General features: G+C 45.2%; 17 protein-coding genes and 1 pseudogene. 9 read left to right on the plus strand and 9 right to left on the minus strand.

Annotation, left to right across the window (positions count from 1 at the left end; genetic code table 11):
- Positions 1 to 51: 51 nt before the first annotated feature.
- Positions 52 to 603 carry a CvpA family protein gene (locus J1C77_RS10165; RefSeq protein ID WP_002903748.1) on the minus strand — a complete coding sequence of 184 codons (552 nt, stop codon included), beginning with the start codon at positions 601 to 603 and terminating at the stop codon, positions 52 to 54.
- A 10-nt stretch (positions 604 to 613) separates the two neighbouring features.
- Positions 614 to 904, minus strand: coding sequence for a hypothetical protein (locus tag J1C77_RS10170; RefSeq protein WP_002896593.1), 291 nt, complete (start codon positions 902 to 904; stop codon positions 614 to 616).
- Between the two features lie 188 nt (positions 905 to 1,092).
- Between J1C77_RS10170 and rnhC the strand changes: the two genes are divergently transcribed.
- From rnhC to J1C77_RS10190, 4 genes are all read left to right on the plus strand, one after another.
- The gene (gene rnhC, locus J1C77_RS10175) at positions 1,093 to 1,983 is read left to right on the plus strand and encodes a ribonuclease HIII (protein ID WP_002923176.1); all 891 of its coding nucleotides are present in this window, start codon (positions 1,093 to 1,095) and stop codon (positions 1,981 to 1,983) included.
- Between the two features lie 3 nt (positions 1,984 to 1,986).
- Entirely contained in the window at positions 1,987 to 2,616 is a 630-nt protein-coding gene (gene lepB / locus J1C77_RS10180; protein ID WP_002923173.1) for a signal peptidase I, read from the plus strand.
- 59 nt (positions 2,617 to 2,675) lie between these two features.
- Complete coding sequence (gene recD2 / locus J1C77_RS10185) at positions 2,676 to 5,039, plus strand: SF1B family DNA helicase RecD2 (RefSeq protein ID WP_002923171.1); 2,364 nt, start codon at positions 2,676 to 2,678, stop codon at positions 5,037 to 5,039.
- A gap of 93 nt (positions 5,040 to 5,132) precedes the next feature.
- Positions 5,133 to 6,077: a hypothetical protein gene (locus J1C77_RS10190; RefSeq protein ID WP_002923169.1), complete on the plus strand. Its 945-nt coding sequence runs from the start codon at positions 5,133 to 5,135 to the stop codon at positions 6,075 to 6,077.
- A gap of 306 nt (positions 6,078 to 6,383) precedes the next feature.
- On the opposite strand, the gene J1C77_RS10195 is transcribed toward J1C77_RS10190, so the two are convergent.
- The 7 genes and pseudogenes from J1C77_RS10195 to dinB form a co-directional block, all read right to left on the minus strand.
- On the minus strand, positions 6,384 to 7,022 hold the full coding sequence (locus J1C77_RS10195; RefSeq protein ID WP_002923168.1) for a TetR/AcrR family transcriptional regulator: 639 nt from the start codon (positions 7,020 to 7,022) through the stop codon (positions 6,384 to 6,386).
- Between the two features lie 75 nt (positions 7,023 to 7,097).
- Positions 7,098 to 7,847, minus strand: a complete 750-nt coding sequence (locus J1C77_RS10200; protein ID WP_002923167.1) for a CPBP family intramembrane glutamic endopeptidase — start codon at positions 7,845 to 7,847, stop codon at positions 7,098 to 7,100.
- Positions 7,837 to 8,631, minus strand: coding sequence for a CPBP family intramembrane glutamic endopeptidase (locus tag J1C77_RS10205; RefSeq protein WP_427195078.1), 795 nt, complete (start codon positions 8,629 to 8,631; stop codon positions 7,837 to 7,839). Before J1C77_RS10205 ends, J1C77_RS10200 begins: the two co-directional genes overlap by 11 nt.
- 45 nt (positions 8,632 to 8,676) lie before the next feature.
- Positions 8,677 to 9,470, minus strand: a pseudogene (locus J1C77_RS10210) (CPBP family intramembrane glutamic endopeptidase).
- Between the two features lie 45 nt (positions 9,471 to 9,515).
- On the minus strand, positions 9,516 to 10,310 hold the full coding sequence (locus J1C77_RS10215) for a CPBP family intramembrane glutamic endopeptidase (RefSeq protein WP_427195080.1): 795 nt from the start codon (positions 10,308 to 10,310) through the stop codon (positions 9,516 to 9,518).
- 318 nt (positions 10,311 to 10,628) lie between these two features.
- Complete coding sequence (locus J1C77_RS10220) at positions 10,629 to 10,955, minus strand: hypothetical protein (protein WP_002923164.1); 327 nt, start codon at positions 10,953 to 10,955, stop codon at positions 10,629 to 10,631.
- 212 nt (positions 10,956 to 11,167) lie between these two features.
- Entirely contained in the window at positions 11,168 to 12,232 is a 1,065-nt protein-coding gene (gene dinB / locus J1C77_RS10225) for a DNA polymerase IV (protein WP_042763150.1), read from the minus strand.
- Positions 12,233 to 12,600: 368 nt separating this feature from the next.
- Between dinB and pflB the strand changes: the two genes are divergently transcribed.
- The 5 genes from pflB (at position 12,601) to J1C77_RS10250 (ending at position 18,917) form a co-directional block, all read left to right on the plus strand.
- Positions 12,601 to 14,916, plus strand: a complete 2,316-nt coding sequence (gene pflB / locus J1C77_RS10230) for a formate C-acetyltransferase (RefSeq protein ID WP_002923161.1) — start codon at positions 12,601 to 12,603, stop codon at positions 14,914 to 14,916.
- A 158-nt stretch (positions 14,917 to 15,074) separates the two neighbouring features.
- Positions 15,075 to 15,851: a threonine/serine exporter family protein gene (locus J1C77_RS10235; protein WP_002903742.1), complete on the plus strand. Its 777-nt coding sequence runs from the start codon at positions 15,075 to 15,077 to the stop codon at positions 15,849 to 15,851.
- A 4-nt stretch (positions 15,852 to 15,855) separates the two neighbouring features.
- Positions 15,856 to 16,323 carry a threonine/serine exporter family protein gene (locus J1C77_RS10240; RefSeq protein WP_002923159.1) on the plus strand — a complete coding sequence of 156 codons (468 nt, stop codon included), beginning with the start codon at positions 15,856 to 15,858 and terminating at the stop codon, positions 16,321 to 16,323.
- Positions 16,324 to 16,467: 144 nt separating this feature from the next.
- Positions 16,468 to 17,646, plus strand: coding sequence for a hydroxymethylglutaryl-CoA synthase (locus J1C77_RS10245; RefSeq protein ID WP_002923151.1), 1,179 nt, complete (start codon positions 16,468 to 16,470; stop codon positions 17,644 to 17,646).
- Positions 17,643 to 18,917 carry a hydroxymethylglutaryl-CoA reductase, degradative gene (locus J1C77_RS10250; protein ID WP_002923150.1) on the plus strand — a complete coding sequence of 425 codons (1,275 nt, stop codon included), beginning with the start codon at positions 17,643 to 17,645 and terminating at the stop codon, positions 18,915 to 18,917. Before J1C77_RS10245 ends, J1C77_RS10250 begins: the two co-directional genes overlap by 4 nt.
- Positions 18,918 to 18,947: the final 30 nt, after the last annotated feature.

Consider the following 18,947-nt stretch of genomic DNA (forward strand, 5'->3'; position numbering starts at 1 on the left):
TTTCTTTTCTAGTAAAAAAGAACCCAGCTAGCAGGCCAACTGAGTCGTCTTTTATCCGATAACTTGATTCACCCAGAGATCTTTGAGGATATTGGATGTGATAGGGGTATACTTGACAATAAAGCGAATCATAAAGCTGCTGTTGAGCCGCTCCTGAACCATCTCCATCGGCACCGTCGCTAAAATAGTCAGACACATTCCCAAAACAAAAATAGAGATGCAAACAGCGATGGCTCCGCTGGTCACATTGTACCATTTGGTATCCAGCTTATTGGGGTAGGGAATCAGATTCGCAAAAATCCCAAAAAAGCGCCCAAGGATGTAGACAGCCGTAAAAATAATGAGATAGGCCAAACCAGCATAAAAAACCTGATCCAACTGAAAGAGCTGGGAGCTAGGGAAAAAATAGGTCGAAGAGCCCTGAGTCGCACTGGCATAAGGCACCCAAAGGCTGATAAACTTAGCCAAGCTCTTATAAAAAGCTCCAGCCACCAGCATAGAAACCATGGTTGCAGCAGCATAATAGCCCTGCAGAACAATACCACGCGAGTAGCCAATATAAAAGCTCCAGGCCAATATTAGTAAAATAATAATAGAAAACATTATTTCTCCTCTATTTACCCGACTTTTCTCTCAAATCACTGAGCATTTTGTGACGAAAGTCTTCTAGTTCTTTTTCCTTGTCGTCAAACTCAATCTCGCGGCTGAGCTGGGTAGACAGGCTATTGACCGCCAGCAAAATCGCCAGGACTTCATCATCTGCCGCAGGCATCTGCTCTTTGATAGCCTTGTATTTTTCCTTTGCTACCCGTTCCACTTCTTCCATAAAGAGATTATCGTGTTCTGTTGTTAGAGTTAAGGTCTTGTTTCCAAATGTAAATTTATATCGATTCAAATTTGCCATAAAATCACCTCATTGTATTATATCAAAAAAGAAGCCCTTTGTCAGTTATTAAAACACTTGGAACTAGACTGGGACTTTCTTTTTCATCATTTTTGACATAGCAAATAGCGATACACTCCTGCAAAATTTTTGTAGGATTTTCAATCTTATGACTTTAGACTTTTCCTTTTTATGGTACAATAGGGGGTATGGAAACTATCACCCTCAGTCCAAAACAGCAAGAAATTCAGGCTTTTGTTGAGAAATATCAGAGCCAGCTGGCTCCTAACAAGAACCCACATATTCAATATTTCTTCCGGCTGGATCAGGCGACGGTCAGTGTCTTCAGCTCTGGAAAAGTTCTCTTTCAAGGGGCAAAAGCTGTTCACTACGCTGGCTTTTTTGGCCATCAAGTGACTAAGACCAGTTCTAGTCCTGCTTCTCAGAATTTTGCCCTCATTGGGACAGATGAGGTCGGAAACGGCTCCTACTTTGGAGGTCTAGCCGTCGTAGCTTCTTTCGTTACTCCAGACCAGCACGACTTTCTGAGAAAACTGGGCGTTGGTGATTCTAAAACCTTGAACGATAGAAAGATTCGCCAACTGGCGACGGTCTTGAAAGAAAAGATTGCCCATCAAGCTCTGCTCTTATCGCCAGAGAAGTACAATGAAGTCATCGCTTCTGGCTACAATGCCGTCTCTGTCAAGGTAGCTCTGCACAATCAAGCTATCTACCTACTGCTGCAGAAAGGCATCAATCCCGAAAAAATCGTCATCGATGCCTTTACCAGCCAGCAAAACTACAATAAATACCTAAAGCAGGAAAAAAATCACTTTCCAAATCCGGTAAGTCTGATTGAAAAGGCTGAAGGAAAGTTCCTAGCTGTTGCAGTCAGCTCTATTATCGCTCGCGACCTCTTTCTGGAGAATCTAGAAAATCTCAGTCAAGAGTTAGGCTATACCCTGCCTAGCGGAGCCGGAAGCAAGAGCGACCAAGTTGCCAGCCAGATTCTTCAAGCCTATGGAATGGCCGGTCTGCAGCATTCTGCTAAACTCCACTTTAAAAATACTGAAAAAGCTCAAAAAATTCTAGAAAGGTAACCTATGAAAAAATCAAATACTGCCGTTGTCATTCTCAAAGAATGGGGGCTCTTTATCATCTTTATCTCTGTCATTATCCTATCACGGCTCTATCTCTGGTCCCCTGTAAAGGTAGATGGCCACTCTATGGACCCTACGCTGGCTAATGGGGAATACCTGCTTGTGCTTAAATATCAGTCTATTGACCGATTTGATATCGTTGTTGCCACTGAAACAGATAAAGATGGAACGACCAAGGAGATTGTCAAGCGGGTTATCGGTATGCCGGGTGATACTATTCAGTATGAAAATGATACTCTTTACATCAACGGCAAAAAAACAGACGAGCCTTACCTGACGGACTACATCAAAAAATTCAAAGAAGACAAGCTTCAATCCACTTATACTGGGGATGATTATGATGACAATGGTGTGTTTTTCAGAAAACTCGCTGCTCAGGCTCAAGCTTTCACTGTTGATAGTGAAGGCAGCCCTGTCTTCACCATCAAGCTTCTGGATGATGAATACCTGCTTCTGGGTGACGACCGAATTGTTTCCAAGGATAGCCGCCAAGTCGGCACCTTCCAAAAAGAACAAATCCACGGCGAAGCCAAGTTCCGCTTCTGGCCGCTGCTGCCTTTTAAGACCTATTAAGCATACCGAACTCAGCTGAACTTCAGCTGGGTTCGTTTTAAAAGAAGAACCTATAAACTATGGAATTTTATTTTTCAGGAACGATTGAACGCATTATTTTTGAAAATCCCAGCAACTTTTTCCGCATCCTGCTCTTAGATATTGAGGATACAGATGCCGAGGATTTTGAAGATTTTGAAATCATTGTCACCGGCTCCATGGCAGATGTCATGGAAGGCGAAGACTACACCTTCTGGGGCAGTCTCGTCCAGCACCCCAAATATGGCCAGCAGCTGAAAATCTCCCGCTATGAGCGAGCCAAACCCAGCAGCAAAGGCCTAGTAAAATACTTCTCCAGCGATCATTTCAAGGGCATCGGAGTCAAGACTGCTCAAAAAATCGTCCAACTCTACGGAGAAGATACCGAGGACACCATTGACAAGATTTTAGCAGAGCCGGAAAAGCTGACCCAGATAAACGGCTTAGCAGCTAAGAACCGCGAGGCCTTCGTTGCCAAGCTCAGACTCAACTACGGAACGGAGATGGTACTAGCCAAGCTGGCAGCCTACGGCATTCCCAATAAGCTGGCTTTTCAAATCCAGGATACCTACAAGGAAGAAACGCTGGATATTGTCGAAAAATATCCTTATCAGCTGGTAGAGGATATTCAGGGGATTGGATTTAAAATCGCTGACCACTTGGCAGAAGAGCTGGGTATCCAAAGTGATGCCCCCGAGCGTTTTCGGGCTGGCCTTGTCCACACCTTGCTGACCCAGTCTATGGAGCGGGGAGATACCTATGTTGAAGCTCGTGATTTACTTGAGCATACCATCGAGCTCTTAGAAAGCTCACGCCAAGTGGAGCTGGACCCTAGTCTAGTCGCTGATGAGCTGGCTCATCTGATCGAGGAAGATAAAGTCCAAAATATAGAGACCAAGATTTTTGAAAACAGCCTATTTTTTGCTGAAGAAGGAATAAAAAGTAATCTGCTCCGTCTGCTGGAAAAAGGAGAGCAAGACTGCTTTGACGCAGATAACATTACTGCGGCTATCCAGCAAGTGGAAGAAAGCTCTGGTATCTCCTATGACAGTATCCAAAAAGAAGCCATCCGTCAGGCTATCAATCAGAAGGTCTTTATCCTAACCGGCGGACCGGGTACTGGAAAAACTACCGTTATCAACTGCATCATCGCAGTCTACGCCCAGCTTCGCGGCTTGGATCTGCGAAAAGTTAATGAATTACCTATTCTGCTTGCAGCTCCCACCGGACGTGCTGCTCGGCGCATGAACGAATTAACCGGTCTTCCTAGTGCCACTATCCACCGCCATTTGGGGATGACTGGCGATGATGATACCAGTCATTTGGATGATTATCTAGATGCTGATTTTATCATTGTGGATGAATTTTCCATGGTGGATACTTGGTTGGCTAATCAACTCCTCAGCAATATCTCCTCTCAGACCAAACTCTTGATTGTCGGAGATGCAGACCAGCTGCCCTCTGTCAGTCCCGGTCAGGTACTGGCGGACTTGCTGCAGATACCGACTATTCCACAGACCAAGCTGGAAACCATCTATCGGCAGAGTGAGGAGTCTACAATCGTTACACTGGCCAGCCAGATTCAGAAGGGCATTTTACCAGCAGACTTTACAGAGAAAAAAGCGGACCGTTCTTATTTTGAAGCTAGAAATGAGCATATCCCGCCTATGATTGAGAAAATCGCTAGCGCAGCCATTCGCAGCGGTATCCCAGCTCACGATGTTCAGGTATTAGCACCTATGTATCGGGGGGCAGCCGGTATTGACCAGATTAATAATCTTATGCAAAATCTCATCAATCCTGTCGAGAAAGAGGAACTGACCTTTGAAACTCCCGACTGTCAGTACCGCCAAGGAGATAGGGTTATCCACTTGGTCAATGATGCTGAAAGCAATGTCTTCAACGGTGACTTAGGCTATATCAGCGATCTGCTACCTGCTAAGTACACCGACTCCAAGCAGGACGAGCTGACCATCAACTTTGACGGCAATGAAATCATCTACCCGCGCAGCGAATGGTACAAGATTCGCCTAGCCTACGCCATGAGCATCCACAAGTCTCAGGGTAGTGAATTTCCCGTGGTCATCTTGCCCATCACCAAGAGCAGTCATCGGATGCTGCAGCGCAACCTCATCTACACCGCTATCACCCGCGCCAAGAGCAAGTTGATCTTACTTGGGGAAAAAGTAGCCTTTGACTATGCCGTCAAAAACACCGGTACCGCCCGTAAAACCTATCTCATCGAGCGCTTTGGAGACCTCCCGCAAGCCGAAAGCAATATCCACAATCCTGTGGATAAAATGAAAACACCTGTGGAAAACTATGTCCTAACTGAGGAAAACTTCCAGAAAATTGACCCTATGATTGGGATAAGGGAAGAAGATATAAAGGGAATTTTTAAGTAATCCTTGACTCCCTTCTTTGCTCTGTGTATAATGCTAAAATGTGGCTATACGACCAGACAAAACAACAATTAACTTTCTTCAAAGGAGATATTAATGAAATACAATAAATATGCCTCTCTAATAAAATGGGGGCTTGTAGGATGCTGTCTCATTTTATTGGGTACCCGTTCATCAACAGGAATTAAGGATATCAGTGTGGAAACCCTGCGAAAAGAAGGAAAAATTCTTTCTGCAAAAATCTCTGACACCTCCTACAGCCAAGCAATACAAATCACTCATATTGATGGACCGGTTGCAGAGTTAAAAGAAGATCATGACTCAACCTATTTCTACAAAGTATCTTATATAGATAAAAATGGTAGGGAAAGCGATATTGGCCTACGCAATGATTCTTCAACTAGCCGATTCGTAGATGAACTAGAAAAAGCGAATACTTTAGGAGGAGAGCCAAAATGGTTGATTGCCTCAGTACACTCAGCTTCAGATATTCCTGATTACGCTAAAATCATGAACTCGTATCTATTTAATGATGAAAATAACCAACAACTGAAATACTACATCACTCTCTCTGATGACAAAGAATTCCAAAAAGGTGGAACAACTTCCTTCACTTTCTTCACCTATATTGCTATATTCTGCATTTTGATCGGGTTCATTCGTTATTACTTAAACCATAAAAGATTGAATGATTTTTTCAAACTCTATCCCGAGTTGAATGAAACGCTGGATCAGATTGAAAACAATGGTGGTTATGTTGACCCAGATATTCGTGTCTTCTTTTATAAGAATCATCTGGTCAGTTACAAATCTAGCTTTAAAACATGTGACATACATGACGCGCTAACAATTTATCATCATAGCTATTCATTGATGATTTCTATATTTCCAATCATCAGAAAAAATGAGATTCGGGTTGTCCTTTCTGATGGCAACGAAGAGAAACTGCCTCTAAGACATCAAAACGTTTCTAAAACAGATCTTGCTTTAACTCGTTTAAAAAATCAAATCCATGACAAATTTCCAAATATTGAATTATAAAGAGGACAGTTTGCTATCCTCTTTATATTAACTTTCTACAATTGAAGTTGGAAAATTCGGTGTGCCAATCATCGCTTAGCTTCGTTTTAAGTATGTCAAAGTCTGCTCCATCAGCTCGTCACTAAGAATATCAATGCCAATGGATTCCAGCATAAAGCGGAGACGCTCAGCCTGCTTTTCAAAACTTTTCTCTGAAAATCGACCCCCTAATCGGCCTGACCGAGGAAGATATCCACAGTATATTCAGCACATAAATAAAAAGGCTGGGACAGAATTAAATTTTTTAGTTCTGTCCTATCGCCTTTTTTATGCCTTATTTTTCCGGCTAAAGAGCTGCAGGAGCTCGTCAGTAAAGATATCCAGACCGACCGAGGTCATCATAAACTGCAGAAAATGGAAACGTTCTGGCAGTTTTTCGGGCTCACTTTCAAAAGCGGTCCCATGCATCCAGAAGTTCACCAGCAGCAGAAAAACTTCTGCAGCCTCTTCCGGATACTGGGTCTGAAGGGAGCCATCTGCCATCCCTTTTTTGATAATGTCACTGACCACAGGGGCGCCTATCCGCAGATTGTCCCGCATCATGGTCAAAATAAAGCCCGCGTCCTTCTCATACTCACCCACAATGCCGTCCGTAGCCCGGGCTGTCTGACTTTCCAGATTAGACTTGAGGATGGTCTGCAGCTGCTCCCTGCCAGTCAGATTTTCCGTAGCCTTGAGCCACTGCTTCATCTCTTCTTCCATCAGCTCCTGCCGGCTCCTCAACACCGCAAGGACAATCTCATCTTTTGACTTGAAATGATGGTAGATAGCCCCCTTTGAGATGCCCGCCGTCTGAGCAATATCCTGCATACTGGTCTTTTCGGACCCCTTTTGGATAAAGAGCTGGGTTGATGTATTTAAAATTTTTTCTCTCATGGCCTGGGATTTGTCTTTTCGCTGCGCCATTCTGTTCCCCTTTGTTTCTAATATAGCTTTATTCTACCAAAAAAGCCGGAGAAATACAAAATCATAAAAATATCTTTAAGCCTTGTCTTGCTGATCCCTTTGATACCAAAGATAGATACTGTAAGCCACCATCAAGATATAGCCTAGGAAAAAGAGGGGACTTTCCGTTCCCTTGCCTACAAAGATGCCTTCGCCAATAGTATTAATGAGCCCATGAAAGAGGACACAATAGAGGACAGACTGACTGACCTTGTAAAGAGCCGCCAGCCAGAAACGGGCGAGCAGGCAGGCGGCAGTAAAGACTAGAAAAGAAGTCCCTGCCTGACTGCTGCCAGGGGTAAAGAAGAGGGGCAGATGCCAGACAGCCCAAATCAGACCGGTTGTTACAGTCGCTATCGGAAAGGGCAGAAGTCTTTCCAGAGTCGGTTGCAGAAAACCTTGCCAGCCAATCTCTTCATTGCCGCCTGTCAGAAAAGTCGTCATGAGAAAAAGCAGAGCAATCCTGAGGGGGCTAAAACCAGGCAGGAGCGGGCTCCAAAAGACTATGGAAAGGGTATAAAGAATTGTCAAAATCAAGAGATGGACCCAAGTCCTTTTTCGGGCCGATCCGATAGAAGCCAAGAGCTCCTTGAACGATTTTCCTAAGACCAGTTTGGCTCCAATGGCCGGGCCAAAAACACCAGCGATGGTTAGGACCTGGGAAATAACGGGAATCCTCAGGAAAGCCGAAGCCAGCCAGGCAGACCAGCTGATGCCAAAAGTCCAGAGCAGAAAAATTAGAATTTGCTTGACAGATGAGGAATCTTTATAGTTTCTAGCTTGCATCTTTCTCAGCTCCTTTCCGATTGCCCTTCCAGTACCACCAGCCGACCAGCAGGGCGGTCATGAGCAGATTAGTAGCCTGGAAGATGAGATGCCTTCCGCCATTTGTAGCACTGCCGACAATCGTCGCCTGAGCAAAGTTAATGCAGCCGTGAAAGACCATGCAGGCAAATACAGAGGCCGTCTGCTTGTAGAGAACCGCCAGACAGAAACTGAGCAGGATACAAAAGAAAATATAGAAGGGCAAAGAAACCTGACTTTGACTCGTTCCCGGAATCAGCCAGAGGGGCAGATGCCAGGCCACCCAGACCAGAGCCGTGATGACTGTTGCCAGAGGGAAGGAGAATTTTTTCTCCAGAGCCGGTTGCAGGAGGCCCCGCCAGCCCAGCTCTTCATTCCCGCCCCCAGCAAAGGTGATAAAGGTCCAGCCCAGAGGAAACATCAGAATGGCATTCAGAGGCGGCAAGGCTGGATTGGCGATAAAAAGGGTCAAAACCCGAACCAGGCAGAAGGCCAGCATATAAATCCACCAGCCCTTGGCATGGGAAAAGATAAAGTCCAGCATCTTCTTAGGATGAGAAATTTTGAGGCTGAGAAAAGTTCCCAAGGCCGGTCCGAAGCCACCGATGATAATGAGAGCGTAGCCCAAAGGCTCAGCCCCGCTGGTCAGCTTCAGGGCGGTTAAAATATACAGAATCAGCCAGGTTCCCCAGCTAATACCAAAGGTCCAAGCTAAGAAAGGCCAAATATGCTTGGGTTCTGGTCGTACATGTGTTTGTGTGTTCATATGATTACTCCTTTTTCTTTGGCAGAAGAGCGATTGCCAAGATTTTTAGCCTGCATCTTTCTGAACTCCTTTCCGGTTGCCCTTCCAATACCACCAGCCGACCAGCAGAGCGGTCATGATTAGATTAGCAGCCTGGAAGCTGAGATACCTTCCGCCGTTTGTAGCACTGCCGACAATCGTCGCCTGAGCAAAGTTAATGCAGCCGTGAAAGACCATGCAGGCAAAGACAGAGGCCGTCTGCTTGTAGAGAACCGCCTGACAGAAACAGAGCAAGATACCAAAGGAGAGATAGAAGGGCAAAGAAATCTGACTTTGACTCGTTCCCGGAATCAGCCAGAGGGGCAGATGCCAGGCCACCCAGACCAGAGCCGTGATGACAGTTGCCAGAGGGAAGGAGAATTTTTTCTCCAGAGCCGGCTGCAGGAGGCCCCGCCAGCCCAGCTCTTCATTCCCGCCCCCAGCAAAGGTGACAAAGGTCCAGCCCAGAGGAAACATCAGAATGGCATTGAGCGACGGTAATACAGGATTGGCGATAAAAAGGGTCAAAACCCGAACCAGACAGAAGACCAGCATGTAAATCCACCAGCCCTTAGCATGAGAAAAGATAAAGTCCAGCATCTTCTTAGGATGAGAAATTTTGAGGCTGATAAAAGTTCCCAAGGTCGGTCCGAAGCCCCCGATGAAATTGAGAGCAAAGCCCAAAGGATCAGCCCCGCTGGTCAGCTTCAGGGCGGTTAAAATATACTGAAGCAGCCAGGATCCCCAGGTAATGCCAAAAGTCCAGGCCAGAAAGGGCAAATATGCTTGGGTTCTGGTCGTACATGTGTTTGTGTGTTCATATGATTACTCCTTTTTCTTTGGCAGAAGAGCGATTGCCAAGATTTTTAGCCTGCATCTTTCTGAACTCCTTTCCGGTTGCCCTTCCAATACCACCAGCCGACCAGCAGAGCGGTCATGATTAGATTAGCAGCCTGGAAGCTGAGATACCTTCCGCCGTTTGTAGCACTGCCGACAATCGTCGCCTGAGCAAAGTTAATGCAGCCGTGAAAGACCATGCAGGCAAAGACAGAGGCCGTCTGCTTGTAGAGAACCGCCTGACAGAAACAGAGCAAGATACCAAAGGAGAGATAGAAGGGCAAAGAAATCTGACTTTGACTCGTTCCCGGAATCAGCCAGAGGGGCAGATGCCAGGCCACCCAGACCAGAGCCGTGATGACAGTTGCCAGAGGGAAGGAGAATTTTTTCTCCAGAGCCGGCTGCAGGAGGCCCCGCCAGCCCAGCTCTTCATTCCCGCCCCCAGCAAAGGTGACAAAGGTCCAGCCCAGAGGAAACATCAGAATGGCATTGAGCGACGGTAATACAGGATTGGCGATAAAAAGGGTCAAAACCCGAACCAGACAGAAGACCAGCATGTAAATCCACCAGCCCTTAGCATGAGAAAAGATAAAGTCCAGCATCTTCTTAGGATGAGAAATTTTGAGGCTGATAAAAGTTCCCAAGGTCGGTCCGAAGCCCCCGATGAAATTGAGAGCAAAGCCCAAAGGATCAGCCCCGCTGGTCAGCTTCAGGGCGGTTAAAATATACTGAAGCAGCCAGGATCCCCAGGTAATGCCAAAAGTCCAGGCCAGAAAGGGCAGGATATGCCTTGTCTCTGGCTCTACATGTGTTTGTTTGTTCATACGATAACTCCTTATCAAATGTAGAATAGTGAAAAGTCATCCGAAAACTGGACAAAAGCATCCTTTACTTTCAGTCTTTCAGATGATTGCCTGTTTTGAAACGCAGATTTTTAAAATCCGACCATTCGGTTTGTTTTGTTATAAAAAATAAAGACCTGCGCCAAATAGAAAACGTAGTCTTTTAGTCTTTGCCTAAAATAAAAAGCAAAGATAGACAAAATAATGCTAAAAGCTATGTCAGCACCGTTTAGCTACTGCCTGCTGCTTTTAGTTTCTAAGTTGTCCTGACTCTGATGCTTAAGACAGGCCATTTCTCTGCTACTTGCTCCTTTCTTGATTTTGCAATCGCCGGATATGCCAGAGATTGGAGGCAAGGCTCAGACCCCCTACTGCCATAATACCCAGTCCTCGCCATGGGCTAAAGACAGAAGTCAGCAAGCCACCAGCAAGGACAGCATATCCAGCTTTGACTCCCCACTTAGAATAGCGTATGCCATTCTCACCCTGTGTTATCTTTTCTAGCCACACCTTACGTTTTTCTGCCTGCTGCTGCAAAAACTCTTTCTGACCTTCCCGCTGCCGATCCAGCTCCTGATTAAACTTGAGGATGTGCTCGCTTGTTTTTTCTACTACAGATTTCTTCATTTCTGCTCCTTTCTTTTTAAAAACCGACCAGGCGGTTTTTTATTTTATAAACTCAGTATAACAGACACAGAAAACTTTGTCCAGTATTTTTTCAAAAAAGATTATTTTTAGTTAATGAAAATTATCAGCCAACTTAGAAACTCGTCACAAGCAACTCTCTCATTCTAAAAACTATATCTAAAAAAGCCTGGTAATGAACCAAGCCTTTATCTTTATTCAAACCCCGTCACTGTCAGTCCTAGCAGCCGGATACCTCGTGGTTGTTCTTCCAAGCTATCGTATATCTCATGAGCCGTTCGCTCGATTTGCTCCTTGTCTTTAGTGGCTAGAGCCAAACTTTTTCTTTTAGTCAAGGTGGAGAAATCGGCATAACGAATTTTCAGAACGATGGTTCGTCCTTTCTTATCATGCTTAGTCAGGCTATTTTCTACCTTCTGTGCCAGCAGGGTCAGCTCTTTCTTGATGTCCTCCTCACTATAGAGCAGTTTGGCATAGGTCCGCTCCTTCCCGATCGACTTACGAATACGATTGGATTTGACTGGACTATTACTGATGCCACGCGCTTTCCGGTAGAGATCAAAACCAAAGCGGCCAAACTTATCAATCAGGGTCATTTCTGGTATCTTGAGCAGATCTGCACCGGTATAAATACCCATGTCATGTAGTTTTTCAACGCTCTTCTTACCAACTCCATGAAACTTGGCAATATCCATAGGCGCCAGAAAGGCCTCTGCTTCCTCAGGAAGAATGACAGTCAGACCATGAGGCTTCTCATAGTCACTGGCAATCTTGGCCAGAAACTTATTATAAGAAACGCCTGCCGAAGCTGTCAGATGGAGTTCATTCCAGATATCGTGCTGAATCAGCTTGGCTATTTTGACTGCGGATTTAATCCCAAGCTTGTTTTCCGTTACATCCAGATAAGCCTCGTCGATGCTCATGGGCTCAATCAAGTCCGTATAGCGTTTGAAAATTTCTCGGATCTGCAAGCCGACCGCCTGATATTTTTCGTAATTCCCCGAAATAAAAATGCCCTGGGGACAACGCTCATAGGCTTCCTTGGAGCTCATTGCCGAATGAACTCCGAACTTTCTGGCCTCATAATTGCAGGTGGAGACGACACCACGACCGCCAGTCAAGCGGGGGTCGCTGCCAATGATGACCGGATGCCCCTTTAACTTAGGATTATCCCGCTCTTCCACCGAAGCGAAAAAAGCATCCATATCAATGTGGATAATCTTCCGAGATGTATCGTTAATCAGTGGAAAAATCAGCATGCTCTCCTCCTTTCTCCTACCATCAATCTCAGCTTGCAAACTTTCACAAAGTCAGCCCTTTTACTCAAATAAATCTGAAACAGTTTTTCGTTCTTGTAAAAAGTATTTTAAATGTAAGATTCTTCGTCAGTAATTTTTATATGATATTTTAATTACTTTTATTATAACTTTTTTACCCATTTTTCCAAAATATTTGAAAAGAGTTATGTTTTTCAAATCTATAGTACACATCCGCGACTTTTTACTTTCTGTATTATAAAAGAAAGTCTTTCTTTCTGCCGAAAATGGTTTGTGAAACCGATTACCGTATGATATACTTTACTTATAAATGTAACAGTTTATGTTGCTAGAATAAAGAGGAAAATCAAATGGTTGTAAAAACAGTTGTTGAAGCTCAAGATATTTTTGACAAAGCTTGGGAAGGTTTCAAAGGTGAAGACTGGAAAGAGAAAGCAAGTGTTTCTCGCTTCGTTCAAGCTAACTACACACCTTATGATGGAGATGAAAGCTTCTTGGCAGGTCCTACTGAGCGCTCACTCCACATCAAGAAAATCGTAGAAGAAACAAAAGCTCACTACGAAGAAACTCGTTTCCCAATGGACACTCGTCCAGCATCTATCGCTGATATTGACGCTGGTTACATTGACAAGGACAACGAACTGATTTACGGTATCCAAAACGACGAACTCTTCAAATTGAACTTCATGCCAAAAGGTGGTATCCGCATGGCTGAAACTACTTTGAAAGAAAATGGATACGAACCAGATCCTGCTGTTCATGAAATCTTTACTAAATATGTTACTACAGTAAATGACGGTATCTTCCGTGCTTACACTTCTAACATCCGCCGTGCTCGTCACGCCCACACTGTAACTGGTCTTCCAGATGCTTACTCACGTGGACGTATCATCGGAGTTTACGCACGTCTTGCTCTTTATGGAGCTGACTACCTCATGGCTGAAAAAGTTCGCGACTGGAATGGTTTGACTGATATTGACGAAGAAACAATCCGTCTGCGCGAAGAAATCAACCTGCAATACCAAGCACTCGGTGAAGTTGTAAAACTTGGTGACCTTTACGGAGTCGATGTTCGCCGTCCTGCTTTTGACGTTAAAGAAGCCATCCAATGGACTAACATCGCCTTCATGGCTGTCTGCCGTGTTATCAACGGTGCTGCTACTTCTCTCGGACGTGTGCCTATCGTTCTTGACATCTACGCAGAACGTGACTTAGCTCGCGGTACTTACACTGAATCAGAAATCCAAGAATTTGTTGATGATTTCGTTATGAAACTTCGTACAGTGAAGTTTGCTCGTACGAAAGCTTATGACCAACTTTACTCTGGTGACCCAACCTTCATCACTACTTCTATGGCAGGTATGGGTAACGACGGCCGTCACCGTGTTACAAAGATGGACTATCGTTTCCTTAACACACTTGACAACATTGGTAACTCTCCAGAGCCAAACTTGACCGTTCTCTGGACTGATAAACTTCCATACTCATTCCGTCGCTACTGTATGCACATGAGCCACAAGCACTCTTCTATCCAATACGAAGGTGTAACAACTATGGCTAAAGACGGCTACGGTGAAATGAGCTGTATCTCTTGCTGTGTGTCTCCACTTGATCCTGAAAATGAAGAACAACGCCACAACATCCAATACTTTGGTGCTCGTGTAAACGTACTGAAAGCCCTTCTGACAGGTCTCAACGGTGGTTACGACGATGTTCATAAAGACTACAAGGTATTTGACATCGAGCCTATCCGTGACGAAGTTCTTGAATTCGAATCAGTTAAAGCGAACTTTGAAAAATCTCTGGATTGGTTGACTGACACTTACGTAGATGCCTTGAACATCATCCACTACATGACTGACAAGTACAACTACGAAGCTGTTCAAATGGCCTTCTTGCCAACTTACCAACGTGCTAACATGGGATTCGGTATCTGTGGTTTTGCCAACACTGTTGATACCTTGTCTGCTATCAAGTACGCAACTGTTAAGCCAATCCGCGACGAAAACGGCTATATCTACGACTATGAAACAATCGGAGAATACCCACGTTGGGGTGAAGATGATCCTCGCTCAAACGAACTGGCTGAATGGTTGGTAGAAGCTTACACAACTCGTCTGCGCAGTCACAAACTTTACAAGAATGCAGAAGCTACTGTTTCTCTTCTTACTATCACATCTAACGTTGCTTACTCTAAACAAACTGGTAACTCACCAGTCCATAAAGGAGTATACCTCAATGAAGATGGTACTGTGAACTTGTCTAAACTTGAGTTCTTCTCACCAGGTGCTAACCCATCTAACAAGGCAAAAGGTGGCTGGTTGCAAAACTTGAACTCTCTTGCTAGCTTGGACTTCAGTTACGCAGCTGACGGTATCTCATTGACAACTCAAGTATCACCTCGTGCGCTTGGTAAGACTCACGACGAACAAGTAGACAACTTGGTTACTATCCTGGATGGCTACTTCGAAAACGGTGGTCAGCACGTTAACTTGAACGTTATGGACTTGAAGGATGTTTACGACAAGATTATGTCTGGCGAAGATGTTATCGTTCGTATCTCAGGTTACTGTGTAAATACTAAGTACTTGACTCCAGAGCAAAAGACTGAATTGACTCAACGTGTCTTCCACGAAGTACTCTCTATGGACGATGCTTTGAGCTAATAACGACTAAGGACTTACAAACCATTTGAAAGAAGATTGGAGATTTCCAATCTTCTTTTTTGTATTTCAGACTTCGTGTGACTGCCAACTTGATGATATTTTTCAGAGGCTTTATGGTATAATGGTTCTATTGCTATACTAGGAAAAGGACTGGGGAAATGACAGAGAAAGGTATCAGGGAAGAAGCCAAAGATTTCAATCTGGCGGTAGATGTCATCATGCTGGCTGGGACACTGCTGCTACAGAGCGGCTCCGAGACCTATCGGGTGGAAGACACCATGATTCGTATCGCTCATTCGCAAGGGATTATCGACTGCAATGCCTTAGCAATGCCAGTGGCTATTTTCTTTTCGATTGAAAACACAAATGTCTCACGGATGAAGCGTAATCTCAAGACCAACTACAACATCGAGAAGGTCTGCGACGTCAATCAGGTCTCCCGTCAGCTAGTAACAGGAGAAATCAGTCTTCAGGAGGCTTTTGATGAGCTGAATTGCCTTAAAGTTAAGGAGCTGCCCTATAACAACAAGCAGCTGATCGCTGCCGCAACGCTCAGTGCTCCCTTCTTCTCCATCATGTTTGGCGGAAATTTCTACGATGCTTTGGGGGCTGCCATTGCCACCTTCTTTGGCTTTGCTTTTTCTTTGTACGTTGACAAATATATCCGCATTCCTTTTGTGACAGCTTTTGCTGGAGCCTTTGTCTTCGGACTGCTGGCTCATATCTGGACACGCTATTCTGGTTTTAACTCCACAGATGATTTGATTATTGCGGGTTCTGTCATGCCTTTTGTGCCCGGCATTGCTCTGACCAACTCTGTGCGTGACATTATGACCAACCATATCAACTCTGGGATGAGCAAGCTTTTTGAATCGCTCCTCATCACTCTTGCTCTCGGTGCAGGTACCTCTGTTGCCCTCCTTATTATGAAATAAGCCTATGACAATCTTGACTTTCTTACTGCAAGCAGTTGCCAGCCTGCTGGCCATCATTACTTTTTTAATCGTTCTAAACGTCCAGCGCAGTATGCTGATTCCTGGCGGAGTGCTGGGCATGGCTATTTGGCTGCTCTATCTCCTGCTCAAAGGACCGACCAACGTCATCATAGCAACCTTTGTGGCTGCTATCCTTGGTTCCTGCATCAGCCAAATCCTCAGCATCATCTACAAAACGCCTGCTGTTGTTTTTATTTTGGCCATTCTAGCACCTTTAGTCCCAGGCTACATTTCCTATCGGACGACTGCTTTCTTTGTCACTGGTGACTATAGCCAGGCCATGATTCACGCCACTCTGGTAGTCATTCTGGCCTTGGTCATCTCGATTGGCATGGCCAGTGGCACCGTCGTACTCAAGCTCTATCACTACTTAAAAAAGCGCCAAACCAAACTCACAGTAAACAAACAGTAGAGCCATCTGCTGTTTTTCTTTTGGAAAATACATCTTAAGCCTGATTTAGCTGAGATTAGATGTTTTTGTAAGAGTTTTATTCCTAAGTATGGTAAAATAGTTTTCGGAATATACTAGAATAAAAGGATTTAAAGAGGTCTTATAATGACAATCGGAATCGACAAAATCGGTTTTGCGACCAGTAATTATGTCTTAAAATTAAATGATTTAGCGGCAGCCCGTGGGACTGACCCAGACAAGCTTAGCAAGGGGCTCTTACTCAAGGAACTAAGCATTGCTCCTCTGACTGAGGATATTGTTACCTTGGGAGCGGCGGCAGCAGACCCCATCCTGACAGCAGAGGACAAAGAAAAGATTGATATGGTCATCGTGGCTACTGAGTCAGGGATCGACCAGAGCAAGGCGGCAGCCGTTTTTGTCCACGGCCTTTTGGGTATCCAGCCTTTTGCCCGCAGCTTTGAAATCAAGGAAGCCTGCTATGGAGCAACTGCTGCACTGGACTATGCCAAGCTCCATATCGAAAAACATCCAGACAGCAAAGTTTTGGTGTTAGCTAGCGACATTGCCAAGTACGGCATTAACACACCTGGCGAGCCAACACAGGGAGCCGGAGCCATTTCTATGCTGATAAGCAGCAATCCTCGTATCCTCGCTTTCAATGATGATAATGTAGCTCAGACGCGCGATATCATGGATTTTTGGCGCCCAAATTACTCGACAACCCCTTATGTCAACGGCCTCTATTCAACCCAGCAATATCTGGATAGCTTAAAGACAACTTGGATGGAGTACCAGAAGCGCCACAAGCTAGCTCTCAAAGATTTTGCGGCCTACTGCTTCCACTTGCCCTATCCAAAACTTGCCCTTAAAGGCCTCAATAAAATCATGGATAAAAGCCTGCCTCAAGAGCAGCAAGATCAGCTTAGAAAGAACTTTGAAGCCTCTATTCTCTACAGCCAAAAGGTTGGAAATATCTATACAGGCTCCCTCTTCCTAGGTCTTCTGTCTCTTTTAGAAAACTCTGACAACCTCAAGGCTGGTGATCGAATTGCTCTCTTCGGCTATGGCAGCGGAGCTGTATCTGAAATCTTTAGTGCCAATTTGGTAGAGGGCTATGAAAAGCATCTATCTCAAACACGCCTAGAGGAATTAGACCAACGTCAGGCTCTTTCCATCCCAGACTACGAGCGCATCTTTTTTGAAGAAGCTGAGCTGGATGCGGAGGGCAATGCCAGCTTCTCTGGCTATGAAGACCAAAGCTTTGCTCTGGCAGAAATTGCAGAGCACCAGCGCAAGTACATCAAAGTTGAGAAATCATCATGAAAGTAAACTGGACTGGATTTTCCAAAAAAACTCCTGCTGAACGGCTGCAGATGTTGAAAGAAAAGGGACTTTTACAAGATGAACATTGGCAGCTGCTAGACAGTCAGCAGACTTTGCCTCTGGAAACGGCCAACCAGATGAGTGAAAATGTGCTAGCCACTCTGGCTCTGCCTTACTCTCTGGTGCCATACTTTCTGGTGGATGGCAAAAACTATCAAGTTCCATTTGTGACAGAAGAGCCATCTGTGGTAGCAGCGGCTAGCTTTGCCGCTAAGATTATCAAACGTTCAGGCGGATTTGAAACCGAGGTTCACAAACGCCAGATGATTGGGCAGATCGCCCTCTATCAGGTTGATGATAAAGACCGAGCCATTAAAGATATTCTCAAGAAAAAGAAAGAGTTACTGGAACAGGCTAACCAAGCTTATCCATCGATTGTTGCCCGTGGGGGCGGAGCTAGAGATCTCTGGCTGGAGCCAAAGGATGACTTCCTCATTTTTTATCTTTCTGTGGATACACAGGAAGCCATGGGTGCCAATATGCTCAACACCATGCTGGAGGCCCTCACCCTTTCTCTGGAAGAGCTGACTGGCGGTAAAAGTCTGATGGCTATCCTATCAAACTATGCAACAGATAGCCTAGTAACAGCCCGCTGTGTCATCGACTATCGTTTTCTCAGTCGGGATAAGGCCGAGGCGGAACTTCTTGCAGATAAAATGCAGCTGGCTAGCAAGCTAGCTCAGATCGACCCTTACCGAGCAGCTACCCACAATAAAGGCATCTTTAATGGTATCGATGCTTTGGTGCTGGCTACTGGAAATGACTGGAGGGCTATAGAAGCTGGTGCCCATGCCTATGCCAGCCGAGAAGGAAGCTACCGCGGCCTCTCTACTTGGACGGCAGACCCAAACAAACGCCAGCTTCATGGTCAGATGACCCTGCCCATGCCCATTGCAACTAAGGGAGGCTCCATTGGTCTCAATCTCGCAGTGGAAGCTAGCTTTGACTTGCTAGGGCAGCCTCAGGCCAAGGACTTGGCTTCCCTCATCGTATCGGTCGGATTGGCACAAAACTTCGCTGCCCTCAAAGCCCTGGTCAGCACTGGCATCCAAGCCGGACACATGAAATTGCAAGCCAAATCTTTAGCATTACAAGCTGGAGCCCAAGGCGAAGAAATTGCTGCTGTAGCCAATCGCTTAACAGCCATGAAGACTTTCAACCTCGCTACTGCTCAAGAAATTCTAACCGACTTACGAAAACAGGACAAGTAAAAAGGCCTTAATGGCCTTTTTTATATGTCT

The sequence above is a fragment of the Streptococcus sanguinis genome, assembly GCF_050223295.1.
Classification (GTDB): Bacteria; Bacillota; Bacilli; order Lactobacillales; family Streptococcaceae; genus Streptococcus; species Streptococcus sanguinis_X.

Excerpts from the sequence above, each read along its gene's own strand:
- J1C77_RS10165 (WP_002903748.1), bottom strand. The coding sequence starts at position 603 with ATGTTTTCTATTATTATTTTACTAATATTGGCCTGGAGCTTTTATATT.
- J1C77_RS10170 (WP_002896593.1), bottom strand. The coding sequence starts at position 904 with ATGGCAAATTTGAATCGATATAAATTTACATTTGGAAACAAGACCTTA.
- rnhC (WP_002923176.1), top strand. The coding sequence starts at position 1,093 with ATGGAAACTATCACCCTCAGTCCAAAACAGCAAGAAATTCAGGCTTTT.
- lepB (WP_002923173.1), top strand. The coding sequence starts at position 1,987 with ATGAAAAAATCAAATACTGCCGTTGTCATTCTCAAAGAATGGGGGCTC.
- recD2 (WP_002923171.1), top strand. The coding sequence starts at position 2,676 with ATGGAATTTTATTTTTCAGGAACGATTGAACGCATTATTTTTGAAAAT.
- J1C77_RS10190 (WP_002923169.1), top strand. The coding sequence starts at position 5,133 with ATGAAATACAATAAATATGCCTCTCTAATAAAATGGGGGCTTGTAGGA.
- J1C77_RS10195 (WP_002923168.1), bottom strand. The coding sequence starts at position 7,022 with ATGGCGCAGCGAAAAGACAAATCCCAGGCCATGAGAGAAAAAATTTTA.
- J1C77_RS10200 (WP_002923167.1), bottom strand. The coding sequence starts at position 7,847 with ATGCAAGCTAGAAACTATAAAGATTCCTCATCTGTCAAGCAAATTCTA.
- J1C77_RS10205 (WP_427195078.1), bottom strand. The coding sequence starts at position 8,631 with ATGAACACACAAACACATGTACGACCAGAACCCAAGCATATTTGGCCT.
- J1C77_RS10215 (WP_427195080.1), bottom strand. The coding sequence starts at position 10,310 with ATGAACAAACAAACACATGTAGAGCCAGAGACAAGGCATATCCTGCCC.
- J1C77_RS10220 (WP_002923164.1), bottom strand. The coding sequence starts at position 10,955 with ATGAAGAAATCTGTAGTAGAAAAAACAAGCGAGCACATCCTCAAGTTT.
- dinB (WP_042763150.1), bottom strand. The coding sequence starts at position 12,232 with ATGCTGATTTTTCCACTGATTAACGATACATCTCGGAAGATTATCCAC.
- pflB (WP_002923161.1), top strand. The coding sequence starts at position 12,601 with ATGGTTGTAAAAACAGTTGTTGAAGCTCAAGATATTTTTGACAAAGCT.
- J1C77_RS10235 (WP_002903742.1), top strand. The coding sequence starts at position 15,075 with ATGACAGAGAAAGGTATCAGGGAAGAAGCCAAAGATTTCAATCTGGCG.
- J1C77_RS10240 (WP_002923159.1), top strand. The coding sequence starts at position 15,856 with ATGACAATCTTGACTTTCTTACTGCAAGCAGTTGCCAGCCTGCTGGCC.
- J1C77_RS10245 (WP_002923151.1), top strand. The coding sequence starts at position 16,468 with ATGACAATCGGAATCGACAAAATCGGTTTTGCGACCAGTAATTATGTC.
- J1C77_RS10250 (WP_002923150.1), top strand. The coding sequence starts at position 17,643 with ATGAAAGTAAACTGGACTGGATTTTCCAAAAAAACTCCTGCTGAACGG.